The 12,475-nt window shown below is 63.2% G+C and carries 12 protein-coding genes and 1 other RNA gene; 6 read left to right on the forward strand and 7 right to left on the reverse strand.

The window, feature by feature from the left end; translation table 11 throughout:
* The first annotated feature begins 49 nt into the window (after window positions 1–49).
* Window positions 50–1,543: a GGDEF domain-containing protein gene (locus AC07VH_RS20160; RefSeq protein WP_494787779.1), complete on the forward strand. Its 1,494-nt coding sequence runs from the start codon at window positions 50–52 to the stop codon at window positions 1,541–1,543.
* Here AC07VH_RS20160 and AC07VH_RS20165 read toward each other — a convergent pair.
* The 5 genes from AC07VH_RS20165 to AC07VH_RS20185 form a co-directional block, all read right to left on the reverse strand.
* Window positions 1,540–2,004, reverse strand: a complete 465-nt coding sequence (locus tag AC07VH_RS20165) for an EVE domain-containing protein (RefSeq protein WP_475414753.1) — start codon at window positions 2,002–2,004, stop codon at window positions 1,540–1,542. The genes AC07VH_RS20160 and AC07VH_RS20165 overlap by 4 nt on opposite strands.
* Window positions 2,005–2,082: 78 nt before the next feature.
* A non-coding RNA gene (ssrS, locus tag AC07VH_RS20170) (6S RNA) lies at window positions 2,083–2,260 on the reverse strand.
* A gap of 201 nt (window positions 2,261–2,461) precedes the next feature.
* Window positions 2,462–2,773: a cell division protein ZapA gene (locus tag AC07VH_RS20175; protein WP_034747344.1), complete on the reverse strand. Its 312-nt coding sequence runs from the start codon at window positions 2,771–2,773 to the stop codon at window positions 2,462–2,464.
* Window positions 2,773–3,063: a DUF904 domain-containing protein gene (locus AC07VH_RS20180; RefSeq protein ID WP_306594795.1), complete on the reverse strand. Its 291-nt coding sequence runs from the start codon at window positions 3,061–3,063 to the stop codon at window positions 2,773–2,775. Before AC07VH_RS20180 ends, AC07VH_RS20175 begins: the two co-directional genes overlap by 1 nt.
* A 129-nt stretch (window positions 3,064–3,192) precedes the next feature.
* The gene (locus AC07VH_RS20185) at window positions 3,193–3,939 is read right to left on the reverse strand and encodes a hypothetical protein (RefSeq protein WP_494787780.1); all 747 of its coding nucleotides are present in this window, start codon (window positions 3,937–3,939) and stop codon (window positions 3,193–3,195) included.
* 525 nt (window positions 3,940–4,464) lie between these two features.
* Between AC07VH_RS20185 and groES the strand changes: the two genes are divergently transcribed.
* The 3 genes from groES to AC07VH_RS20200 all read left to right on the forward strand — a co-directional run bounded on the left by groES (window position 4,465) and on the right by AC07VH_RS20200 (window position 7,147).
* A complete protein-coding gene (gene groES, locus AC07VH_RS20190) occupies window positions 4,465–4,755 on the forward strand; it encodes a co-chaperone GroES (RefSeq protein ID WP_010400979.1) in 291 nt (96 codons plus the stop codon).
* A 50-nt stretch (window positions 4,756–4,805) separates the two neighbouring features.
* Window positions 4,806–6,455: a chaperonin GroEL gene (groL, locus tag AC07VH_RS20195; RefSeq protein WP_475414755.1), complete on the forward strand. Its 1,650-nt coding sequence runs from the start codon at window positions 4,806–4,808 to the stop codon at window positions 6,453–6,455.
* A gap of 221 nt (window positions 6,456–6,676) precedes the next feature.
* The gene (locus AC07VH_RS20200) at window positions 6,677–7,147 is read left to right on the forward strand and encodes a hypothetical protein (RefSeq protein ID WP_475414756.1); all 471 of its coding nucleotides are present in this window, start codon (window positions 6,677–6,679) and stop codon (window positions 7,145–7,147) included.
* Here the strand turns inward: AC07VH_RS20200 and AC07VH_RS20205 are convergent, their stop codons facing one another.
* Window positions 7,148–8,413, reverse strand: coding sequence for an MFS transporter (locus tag AC07VH_RS20205; RefSeq protein WP_494787781.1), 1,266 nt, complete (start codon window positions 8,411–8,413; stop codon window positions 7,148–7,150).
* 74 nt (window positions 8,414–8,487) lie between these two features.
* Between AC07VH_RS20205 and AC07VH_RS20210 the strand changes: the two genes are divergently transcribed.
* On the forward strand, window positions 8,488–9,045 hold the full coding sequence (locus AC07VH_RS20210; RefSeq protein WP_489629977.1) for a GNAT family N-acetyltransferase: 558 nt from the start codon (window positions 8,488–8,490) through the stop codon (window positions 9,043–9,045).
* A 118-nt stretch (window positions 9,046–9,163) separates the two neighbouring features.
* Entirely contained in the window at window positions 9,164–10,702 is a 1,539-nt protein-coding gene (locus AC07VH_RS20215) for a POT-type proton-dependent oligopeptide transporter (protein WP_475414759.1), read from the forward strand.
* 110 nt (window positions 10,703–10,812) lie between these two features.
* Here the strand turns inward: AC07VH_RS20215 and AC07VH_RS20220 are convergent, their stop codons facing one another.
* Window positions 10,813–12,444 (reverse strand): alpha-D-glucose phosphate-specific phosphoglucomutase, encoded by a 1,632-nt coding sequence (locus AC07VH_RS20220; protein ID WP_494787782.1) that lies wholly within the window; start codon window positions 12,442–12,444, stop codon window positions 10,813–10,815.
* Window positions 12,445–12,475 lie beyond the last annotated feature (31 nt).

Consider the following 12,475-nt stretch of genomic DNA (forward strand, 5'->3'; position numbering starts at 1 on the left):
TTGGCATCTGGGTATCATGTTTTCACGTGCAACAGGGGAGTGCCTTGCCATGCCGCCTGCCGGGCGAAAACTGACATGCTCGATGGCGCTGGGCGCCTGCTATGTGCTGGCACAGCTGGCCTTGACGGCCTGGGCGGGCACGCGCGCGCCCTGGGTGAGCTATACGTTCAGCATTGTCGCGCCCCTGCTGGCGCTAGCCGCCTGTTGCCGCTGCGCCTGCGTCAGTGCGGCGGGCGCAGCCAGGACAGGCTGGGCCTTGTTCGCCGTGGCCATGCTGTTCTGGAGCACGGGCATGATATTGTCGGCCTGGCAAGACCTGAGCGGCCAGGTGGCATCAGACGCCACGTATTTTTCCGATTTTGCCTATTTCATGTATGGCGCGCCCCTGCTGCTGGCCATGTCGTCCGTGACGCACGAGCATCCCTCGCGCACCCTGCAATGGCTGGACGCCGTGCAGGTGCTGCTGGCGGCCTACCTGGCCTATACGGCCATCTTTTCCGTGTCGCCATTCGACCAGCGTTCCATCGCGCCGATTCCCGCCAGCCTGCTGGTGCTGACCTACAACGTGGAAAACCTGGCCCTGGCCTGCTGCGCCTCGCTGCGTCTGCTGGCGCACCGCCGCGATGGCGAGCAGGGCCGCTTTTACCTGCTGCTGACGGTGTTTTTATGGTGCTACGGGGGCTGCGCGGCGGCCTATAACTATCTGACCTTGCACGGCGTGACGACAGCATGGAGCGAGGTGCTGCCGGGCCTGCCGTTCCTGCTGCTGGCGATGCTGGCCGCGCGAGTCCGGATGGACGGGGCCGAAGCGCCGCCAGGCCAGCCGCCGCCGCGGCTGACCCTGCTGATCGACAATTTCAGTCCCATCTTCTTTACGGCCGCCCTGCTGGGCCTGGGCTTTGCCGTCATGCGCACGCATTTCTACCTGGCGGCGGCGTCGCTGTTCGTCGCGCTGCTGGTCCACGCGCTGCGCTCGGCCACCTTGCAAAGCCGCTACATGCAAAGCGAACTGGCCTTGCGCGCGGCGCTGGACAAGCTGGAAAAGCTGTCGCTGACGGATGGCTTGACGGGCATCGCCAACCGGCGCAGCTTCGACCAGACCTTGCAGCTCGAGTGGCAGCGCGCCGCGCGCAACGGGCAGCCGCTGGCGCTGCTGATCATCGATATCGATTTCTTCAAAAGCCTCAACGATACCTTCGGCCACCCGTATGGCGACGCCTGCCTGGTCAGCATCGCGGCGGCCCTGCATTGCGCGCTGCCGCGCGCCAGCGACCTGGCGGCCCGCTTCGGCGGCGAGGAATTTGCCGCCATCCTGCCCGCCACCGACCGCGCGGGGGCGCTGGCGGTGGCGCACAAGATGCAGGCAGCGATCGCCGCGGCCGCCATCGCCCAGGCGCCGTCGCGCGGCGGCCTGGTGACGGCCAGCATCGGCCTGGCGCTGCATGACGGAAATCAAACGCCGGAGCAGCTGCTGGCCGCCGCTGACCAGGCCCTGTACCGCGCCAAGCAGAATGGCCGCGACCGGGTCGAGGAGCGGGCCTAGGCCTTCAGCTTGCCGGTAATGACCTTCCATTGCGCCGGCGTCACGGGCGTGATCGACAGCCGGCTGCCCTTCTTGAGCAGCAGCATGTCTTCCAGCTCCGGCATCTGGCGCATTTCGGACAGGGGCAGCAGCGCCGTCTTCTTCACGCCGCGCACGTCGACGCTGATCCAGCGCGGCTGCTCCGGCGTGGCCTTGGCATCGAAATACTTGCCGCCCTCTTCAAACTGGCTGTGATCGGGATACGCGCCGCTGGCCACTTCGGCCACGCCCGCCACGCCCGGCTGCGGGCAGCTGGAGTGATAAAACAGCACGCCGTCGCCCGGCCGCATGCCGTCGCGCATGAAGTTGCGCGCCTGGTAGTTGCGCACACCAAACCACGGCATGGTGTGCCCGGGCGCCGCCATCAGGTCGTCGATGCTCACTTCATCGGGTTCGGATTTCATCAGCCAGTATTGTTTCATGCAGACTCCGTGTGAAAGCGACAGACGTAAAAAAACGGTTGCGCAGGATGCGGCAACCGTTTTCGGTGGTGATGCAAATTGGGCCCCGCCTGTGCCGCTATGCCGGCATCCCGAACCAAACGGTTCAAGGTGGTCACGTTAGTTCAATTTCGGGTTCGTCGAACGAGCGACGCTCACTCCCATCAAACAAAATTCGCAACCGATGCGCATAAATGGTTCAAGGAATATATGGCAATCGCGAACACCGCAGGGTAGACCCAAGTTTACTCCTTTGATCGCGCATCGCAAAGACAAATCGTAGCGTGTCCGCTTAAAATCCAATTAATAACACTGAACAAAACCGTAGCGAGCGGCGATGAATTGTGGCCAAGAAGCGCAGCTGTGCTTGCACGGGGCCGCCGAGGCAGCGAGCATCGCAGGCCGCAAGTCGCGACGCGCGGTAGGTTTGGTTCGGTGTTTAAAAAAGGTTTTCCTGGGGCGTCAGTGCGCTGTCCAGTACCGTGTGCATGGCCGAGATCTTTTGCTTCACTTCCAGGATCGTCAGTTCCGACAGCGGACCTTGCGGCGATTTCACGGAAAGGAATTCCGCGGCCACGCCCAGGGCGGCCAGCACGGCGATGCGGTCGTTGCCCTTGACCTTGCCCGCGTCGCGGATGGCTTTCATTTTGCTATCGAGATAGATCGCCGCTTCGCGCAGCGCGCGCTCTTCGCCGTCGCGGCACACCATGCTGTAGGACTGGCCCATGATATTGACATCGACACGCGGCATTACGCTTCCTTCTCGTTCTCGGCAATATAGGCGCCCGCCTCCGAAGCGGCCTGCTCCAGGCCGGCTTGCACCAGTTCGGGAATTTTTTCCAGCAACGCCTCGACCCGCTCCTGCGCCTCGCGCATGCGTTGCACATACAGGGCGTTCTCGGCGGCCAGCGCGGCATTGTCCTTGCGCAATTGCGCGTTTTCACGGCGCAGCGCATGGGTCATTTCGGCCAGCAGGCCTATTTTGTCGGATAATTCGTTGAATTCGGAAATCATCCCGCCACTATAGGGCGGACGCTCCATGGGCGTCAATCGAATCACGCCGCTGTCACACATATTTACATCAATGCAGGTCAGTTGCCGTGAAATACACGCTTTTTCCGGTGCTTTTCGCCATCTGCACGCATCCGCCGGCGCCGCGATGGCAGCGTTTTACTCGTCGACGTAATCGGGTTCGATATCGAGACCGCCATAGCGGTTTTCGCAAGAGCGGCGCACCAGCGTCTGTTGTCCGCCCTTGCCGTCAAGCACCATCGTCAAGTCGCGGCAAGTACGGTGGTAGCTGCCAGGTTTGGCGTCCGTCCGCGAGGGCGTCAAGCGCACTGCCAGCGGCGCCGCATTACCCAAGCCTTTGTTGCTCCACTGGCGCGTCTTGCCATCCTCTTCATCTTTCAAGGTACGCACGGCGGCCGTCAGCAAGGCTTGTTTTTCCTTGGCATTCAGCTTGGCGATGGTCACGTCGGACAGGAAGGGCGGATACACGACGGGTGCCGGATCCTTGCCCTGCACATCCCAACGGCCGCTGTTCTGCGAACAGGTGCGGCGGCTCAGGTCCTGCGACTTGTCGCCCGCCGTGACGACGAATTTCAGGTCGCGGCAGATGTGCGCCTTCAGGCTGTGTTCCGTCATGCCGGAGTTGCTGAAGTTATACGTGACCTTCACCCGCACACCGCTGTCGCCGCCGTTGTCCCACACATGGGCTTGCTGGTCGTCGTCGTCCTTGTTGAGGTCATTGAACAGCTCGTTGAGCAGCATTTCCTTTTCCAGCGGCGTCAAGGTGGCCACGGTGATCTCGTCGAGCATGGTGGGTGTTTGCGCGGCGGCATTGCTCAGGCAGGCGAGGCCGACGAGGGCGGCACCGAGCAGGCGCCGGGCGGGACGGGAAAGAGTCGATGGCATGGTGTGCTTTCTGGTACAGGGGGAATATTGATATGCAATTGCAATCATCTTATCAAAGTCCATAGCAAAACTCTGTTTCCCGTGCGTACAGGAACGCCCTTCGCCTGACGGGCATGCTAGAGTCGCGCCTGTTGCTGACGCCCGGGAACGAGGCTTGCGTTTGCGCAAACCCTGCGTAGATGCAGGCTGCGCAGAACGTCTAAGCTTATCTTCCCGGAGAATAAGCCCTTGAATAAGCCCCCTACCGTCCCTATAATTAGCACTCGTTAGTAGAGAGTGCTAACAAACTCTTTCGTAGCAATCCTCAGGACATGATGGTGCATGCCGGGCAACAGCAGGGAACGCTACGCGGCGGGCGACGCCGCGATGCCACCCCTGCCTAGCGCCGGCATGCACCCGATGCCATGGGGTTTGCTTGACCGTTGCGGGCTGCTTTCAACGGCGGTCACTGACTGCACGCCTGGCGCTGTGCCAGGCATGTATTCATTTAGCAACACCTATCCATTGAACTTTAAGGAGTTTTGTATGAATCTGCGCCCATTGAACGATCGCGTCATCGTCAAACGCCTCGACCAGGAAACCAAGACTGCGTCCGGCCTCATCATTCCTGATGCAGCTGCTGAAAAACCGGATCAAGGCGAAGTCCTTGCCGTAGGCAATGGCAAGATTCTCGACGACGGCAAAGTCCGTCCTCTGGATGTCAAGGTAGGCGACCGCGTCCTGTTCGGCAAGTACGCCGGCCAAACCGTCAAAGTTGACGGCGATGAGCTGCTGGTCATGCGCGAAGAAGACATCATGGCGATCGTCGTCAAGTAATTGTTTCCACGTTGTAGACAGATACATCCCGAAACTCAGGAGAATTGAACATGGCAGCTAAAGAAGTAGTATTCGGCGACGCAGCGCGCGCCAAGATGGTCGAAGGCGTCAACATCCTCGCCAACGCAGTCAAAGTCACCTTGGGCCCGAAAGGCCGCAACGTCGTGCTGGAGCGCTCGTTCGGCGCCCCTACCGTCACCAAGGATGGTGTGTCGGTAGCGAAAGAAGTTGAACTCAAAGACAAGCTCATGAACATGGGCGCGCAAATGGTCAAGGAAGTTGCTTCCCGCACCAGCGACAACGCCGGCGACGGCACCACCACCGCGACCGTGCTGGCCCAAGCCATCGTGCGCGAAGGCATGAAGTTCGTTGCCGCCGGCATGAACCCGATGGACCTGAAGCGCGGTATCGACAAAGCTGTTGCAGCGACCGTCGAAGAACTGGCGAAAATCGCCCGTCCTTGCACCACGACCAAGGAAATCGCCCAAGTCGGTTCGATCTCGGCCAACTCGGATGCATCGATCGGCGAGCGTATCGCTGAAGCGATGGAAAAAGTCGGCAAAGAAGGCGTGATCACGGTTGAAGACGGCAAGTCGCTGAACGACGAGCTGGACATCGTTGAAGGCATGCAGTTCGACCGCGGCTACCTGTCGCCATACTTCATCAACAACCCAGAGAAGCAAGTTGCCGTCCTGGACAGCCCATTCGTCCTGCTGTGCGACAAGAAAATCTCGAACATCCGTGACCTGCTGCCGGTACTGGAACAAGTCGCCAAGGCTGGCCGTCCACTGCTGATCATCGCGGAAGACATCGAAGGCGAAGCGCTGGCCACCCTGGTGGTGAACAACATCCGCGGCATCCTGAAAACCTGCGCAGTGAAAGCACCTGGCTTCGGCGACCGCCGCAAAGCCATGCTGGAAGACATCGCTGTCCTGACGGGCGGCCAGGTGATCGCTGAAGAAGTCGGCCTGACCCTGGAAAAAGTGACCCTGGCCGAACTGGGCCAGGCGAAACGCATCGAAGTGGGCAAGGAAAACACCATCGTCATCGATGGCGCCGGCGAAGCCGCATCGATCGAAGCACGCGTGAAACAAGTGCGTGTACAGATCGAAGAAGCGAGCTCGGACTACGACCGTGAAAAACTGCAAGAGCGCGTCGCCAAACTGGCTGGCGGCGTTGCCGTGATCAAGGTTGGCGCAGCCACCGAAGTCGAAATGAAAGAGAAGAAAGCCCGCGTTGAAGATGCACTGCACGCCACGCGCGCTGCCGTGGAAGAAGGCATCGTGCCAGGCGGCGGCGTAGCCCTGCTGCGCGCACGCGCCAACATCACGGTCAAGGGCGACAATGCTGACCAGGACGCCGGTATCAAGATCGTCCTGCGCGCAATGGAAGAGCCGCTGCGCATGATCGTGCAAAACGCCGGCGAAGAAGCTTCGGTCGTCGTGGCAGCCGTACTGGCTGGCACGGGCAACTACGGCTACAACGCTGCCAACGGCACGTATGGCGACATGGTGGAAATGGGCGTTCTGGACCCAGCCAAAGTGACCCGTTCGGCGCTGCAAAACGCCGCTTCGATCGCTTCGCTGATGCTGACGACCGACTGCATGGTCTGCGAAATCGCTGACGACAAGGCAGCCGGCGGCATGGGCGGCGGCATGGGTGGTATGGGCGGCATGGGCGGCATGGACGGCATGATGTAATGTCCGGCGGCCTGTCGCGCAGGCGACGGCGCGACAGACCGCATACGCCGGGACAGGACAGGCAGACCAAAAGCTGCCAGCGCCTGCCCGGCAGCCCCGAGAGCCATCTTCTACGGAAGGTGGCTTTTTTTCGCCTGGCTTTTTAGAAATTTCAACGATTGCCCACCTGCACGTTTTGCTTTAGCATGGCCGCCATCGTCCCTCATTCTCACGCCACCATCATGCCGCCACGCGCCTCTTCTTCCAAAACCACCATCATCGCCGGCATCCTGGCCGGCTTGCTGGCCGCCGGGCTCGGCGCTTTCTACCTGCACCAGCAGGCCGCACCGCACGGCACCAATACCCCGGCCGCCAGCAGCCCGGCGCCGGAGCAGAGCGCGCGCGCCGTCGATGCGCTGATGGCATTGCCGGAGATCAAGGCCTGGTCGGCGCATATCGAAAAGGCGTCCGGCGGCCGCGCCCACGGCGCCGTGATGGAAACGTCGCCCGATGCGCGCCTCATCGATGGCAAGCCCTACTATGACCTGAACTTCGTGGAAAACACGCCGGACGCGGCGCACCGCTGGGAGAGTTTCGTCGTTTCCCAGGATGGCAAGCGCATCCTCGTCGACGACGTCGTCAGCGGTGAGCTGATCAGCCTGGAACAATGGCGCAAGGACAATGCGCCCATGCAGCGCATCGCCACCCAATAACTACCTGCGCGGGGCCCCCTGCGGCGCCGCGCCGCGCACGCGCGCCACCCACCACACCGTCCACAGCGACAAGCCCGCCGCCAGCCAGCCATTGATGCCATAGCCGCTGATGTGGCCGGCCGCATCCGCCTGCAGTGTCAGGCCGCCCAGCCAGGCGCCCAGGCCGCTGCCAAAACTTTGCAGGGCTGAATTGGCGCTGAGAAACGCGCCCCGCTTGTGCGGTTCCGGTATCGTCGTCAGCAGCGCCTGCAGCGGTACCATGCGGCCCGAGACGAGGGCCATAAAGAAGGGAAACGCCAGCATCAGCGCCAGCAGCGGCAGCTGGGGCAAGTGCGTCATGAACAGCAGCGGCGCGATCGACAGCAAGGACACCCAGCGGAACACCTGCTGCTTGCCGGCCCGGTCCGCCCAGCGGCCGATCAGGCGCGCCGTGAAGGTCGTGGCGCAGCCGCCCGCCAGGTAGACCCAGGTGACGTCGGCCGGCGCCAGCCCCATATTGCCCACCAGCACGGGCGAAATGAAGGGAATGACCAGCATGCCGGCCGTCATATTGACAATGGACAAGGAAAACGCTTGCAGGTGGCGCCGGTCCCGGAACAGCGCCAGCAGGTTCGGCAGCACCTGGCGCAGCGGCGTGGGAGCGGCGCCCATGTGCGCCGTCAGCGATGGCAGCACGCGCGCCGCGCCCAGCCAGACCAGCAGCGACAGCGCGACCAGCAGGAAAAACGGCGAAGCCCAGCCAAAGTGCGCGGCCAGCACCACGCCGATGGGCACGCCGCCCACGGCCGCCATGGCAAACGAAGTCATGACGACGCCCGTGGCCGCGCCGCGCCGCTCGGCGGGAATCACGTCGCCGATGATGGCCATGACGATGGCGCCCAGCACGCCGCCCGTCAGCCCGGCAAAGGCGCGCGACCACAGCAGCACATGGAAGTTCGGCGCCAGCGCGCAAGCGAGGTTCGACACGGTGAACAGGCAAAACATGGTCAACAGCAGCTTCTTGCGGTCGAAGCGGTCGATATACGTGGCCGCCAGCAAGCCGGACAGTCCCGCGCACCAGGCGTAGGCCGAGACGGCGCCCGAGACGGCAGCCGGGCCGATGTGGAAGGCCTGCATCAGCTGGGGCGCCAGCGGCATCATCACCATGAAATCCATGATGACGGTAAATTGCGTCAGCGCAAGTAGCCACAGCATCGCGCGCTCGCGCGCCGGCGTCAGAACCGCGCCAGCGGACATATCAGGGGAAGGGCTCGGTACAGGTTTCATGCGGCAGATCTTAAGGATGGCGGCGGTGGACGGCAAGGTTTACTTTCTGGTATCAAAGCCCGATACTCGCCCACATGCCCGCCATCACCATCCGCCCCCTCGCGCCAGACGACGCGCCCGCCTACCGCGCGCTGCGTCTGGCCGGCATCGCCGAACTGCCCGCCGCCTTCTGCACCACGTACGCGGCGGAAAGCGGCTTGCCGCTGGCACGGATAGCCGAGCGCTTGCACGCCACTCCATACCAAATAATATTTGGCGCTTTCGACAAGGAACAATTGATCGCCATGGCCGGCCTGCGCCGCGAACCGATCGCCGTCGTGCATGACAAGGCCAGCCTGTGGGGCGTGTATGTGGCGCCGCAGGCGCGCGGGCGCGGCGCGGGACGGCAGCTGGTGCAGGCCGCCATCGACCATGCCTGCGCCATTCCCGAACTGGGCCGCGTGCGCCTGGCCGTGGCGCAGGACAACCACGCGGCGTTGACCCTGTACCTGGGCTGCGGCTTTACCCTGGCGGACAGTCCCGCACCGGATGGCATGCTGCAAATGCAGCTGCTGCTGCCCCGCCCGGCCCGCGCAAGTGCCGAAAGTAATGTCTTTATGAAAATCAATACCTTACAAATCCCTGCGAAATAGCGGGCAGGCCGTTTTTTCTGTTGCAAGCAAACGCGGCAGGCCTTAGCATCGCGGCTTACAAAAAAAACTTGGGGGAGAGCCAATGTCATCGGCCGAGACACAAACCGCCACGGGCAAAATGCCGCGGCAAATACCGTACATCATCGCCAACGAAGGCTGCGAACGCTTCAGCTTTTACGGCATGCGCAACATCCTGACGCCATTCCTCATCAGCACCCTGCTGCTGATGATCCCGATCGACCAGCGCACGGGCGAAGCCAAGCACGTGTTCCATACCTTCGTCATCGGCGTGTATTTCTTCCCGCTGCTGGGCGGCTGGCTGGCCGACCGCTTCTTCGGCAAGTACAACACCATCTTCTGGCTCAGCCTCGTGTATTGCGCCGGCCATGCCTGCCTGGCCCTGTTTGAAAACAGCGTCAACGGCTTCTATTTCGGCCTGTTCCTGATCGCCTTCGGTTCCGGCGGCATCAAGCCCCTGGTCGCCTCGTTCGTCGGCGACCAGTTCGACCAGACCAACAAGCACAAGGCCAAGCTGGTCTTCGACCTGTTCTACTGGATCATCAACTTCGGTTCCTTCTTCGCCTCGCTGCTGATGCCGCTGTTCCTGAAGAAGTATGGTCCGTCGATCGCCTTCGGCATCCCCGGCCTGATGATGCTGGCCGCCACCATCGTCTTCTGGATGGGCGCCAAGAAATACGTGCACGTGCCGCCGGCGCCGCCGAATCCCGATTCGTTCACCCGCGTGGCCCGCACGGCCCTGCTGGCCCGTGTCGACGGCGGATCGCGTCCCGGCCTGTACGTGGCCTACGTCGGCGTGATCGGCGCCCTGTATGCGTTCTACAGCATTCCCGAATGGGGCTTCGTGATTTCCGCGTGTACCGCGCTGGTCCTGCTGCTGGCCTTCGGCAGCATCGGCACGGCCATGCAGCTGGAACGCGCGCGCGGCATCCACCCTGACGAAGCCGTCGAAGGCGTGCGCGCCGTGCTGCGCATCCTCGTCATCTTCGCCCTCGTCACGCCGTTCTTCTCGCTGTTCGACCAGAAGGCCTCGACGTGGATCGTGCAGGCAAACACCATGGAAAAACCGAGCTGGTTCCTGCCGGCGCAGATGCAGGCGCTGAACCCGATGCTGGTGATGCTGCTGATCCCGTTCAACAACCTGGTGCTGTACCCGATGCTCAACCGCTTCGGCCTGGAAGCGACGGCCCTGCGCCGCATGACGGCCGGTATCGGCTTTTCCTCGCTGGCGTGGATCGTCATCGGCTTGCTGCAGCTGGCGCTCGACAGCGGCAACGCCGTCTCCATCATGTGGCAGATCCTGCCGTACGCCCTGCTGACGTTCGGCGAAGTGCTGGTCTCGGCCACGGGCCTGGAGTTTGCCTACAGCCAGGCGCCCGTGTCGATGAAGGGCGCCATCATGAGCTTCTGGAACCTGTCGACCACGGTGGGCAACCTGTGGGTGCTGATCGTCAACCGCAGCGTCATGAACGAAGGCGTGATCGGCAAGATCGCCGAAAGCGGCATCAGCGTGACGGCTTTCCAGATGTTCTTCTTCGCCGCCTTTGCCGCCGTCGCCATGCTGGCCTTCGGCCTGTATGCGAAGCGCTACAAGATGGTCGACAACTACCGCCAGGCGGCCATCCCGGGCAAGGCGTAATCATACAAGTAGGTCGGATTAGCCCAAAGGGCGTAATCCGACAACGCTGCTGACAATGTCGTCGGATTACGCGTGGCGATGCCACGCTAATCCGACCTATGCACCTTTTTTTATGTCGTCACCGTGGGCGCGTCGCGCCCCGTGCGTGCGCGTATCTGCGCCACTTGCTCCGCCACGGCGATCAGCCCCGCCAGCGCCTCCTGGGTCGGGATGGCGTGCTGCGCGGGGTCGGCTTCGTAGCGCTCCAGGTACAGGCGCAGGGTGGCGCCCTCGGTACCCGTGCCGGACAGGCGCAGCACGATGCGCGCGCCGTCCGTCATGACGATGCGGATGCCCTGCTGTGTCGCCACGGAGCCGTCGACGGGGTCCGTGTAGCTGAAATCGTCGGCCAGCGCCACCGTGCAGCCACCCAGCACCTGGCCCGGCAAGGCGGCCAGCCGGCCGCGCACGGCTTCCATCAGCTGCTGCGCGCCGGCGCTGTCGATGTCTTCGTAGTCGTGGCGCGAATAGTAATTGCGGCCATACGTGGCCCAGTGCGCGCGCACGATGTCTTCCACCGATTGCTTTTTTTCCGCCAGCAGGTTGAGCCAGAACAGCACGGCCCACAGGCCATCTTTTTCGCGCACGTGGTTCGAGCCCGTGCCGTAGCTTTCCTCGCCGCACAGGGTGGCCATGCCGGCGTCGAGCAGGGTGCCGAAGAATTTCCAGCCCGTCGGCGCCTCGTGGCAGGGAATGCCCAGCGCGCTGGCGACCCGGTCGGCCGCGCCCGAGGTGGGCATGGAGCGGGCGATGCCCTTCAAGCCCCCACGGTAGCCGGGCGCCACGGCGGCGTTGGCGGCCAGGATGGCCAGGCTGTCCGAGGGCGTGACGTCGAAGCGCCGGCCGACGATCATGTTGCGGTCGCCGTCGCCGTCCGAGGCGGCGCCGAAGTCGGGAGCATCGTCGCCGGCCATGCGCGCGATCAATTCCCGCGCGTTGACGGGATTCGGGTCCGGGTGGCCGCCGCCGAAGTCTTCCAGCGGCACGCCGTTGATGACGCTGCCCTTGGCCGCGCCCAGCATGCCTTCCAGGATGGCCGTCGCATACGGGCCGGAGACGGCGTGCATGCCGTCAAAGCAGATGCGCAGGCCGCCCGCGAACAGGGCGCGGATGGCGTCGAAGTCGAACAGCTGCTGCATCAGTTCCGCGTAGTCGAGCACCGGATCGATCACTTCGACCGTCATCTGCTCGATGCGCACGGTGCCCAAGGCGTCGAGGTCGATGTCGGCCGCGTCGCTGATGCGGTATGCGGCGATGGCTTGCGTGCAGGCGTAGATGGCTTCCGTGACCTTTTCGGGCGCCGGGCCGCCATTGGCGATGTTGTACTTGATGCCGAAATCGCCATCGGGACCGCCCGGATTATGGCTGGCCGACAGGATGATGCCGCCGCTGGCGCCATGCTTGCGGATCACGCAGCTGACGGCCGGCGTCGACAAAATGCCGCCCTGCCCCAGCAGCACGCGCGCGTAGCCGTGCGCGGCCGCCATGCGCAGCACCGTCTGGATGGCTGCCCGGTTGTGGTAACGCCCGTCGCCGCCCAGCACCAGGGTCTGGCCGCGGCAGTCGCCCACGCTATCGAACACGCTCTGCACGAAGTTTTCCAGGTATTGCGGGGCGCTGAAGGTCGCCACCTTCTTGCGCAAGCCCGAAGTGCCGGGCCGCTGGCCAGCTATCGGCGCCGTATTGATGATTTGAATAGCCATGTTATCTCCCTATTAACTTCGCATGTTAACC

It is taken from the genome of Janthinobacterium sp. GW821-FHT03C10, assembly GCF_059420865.1.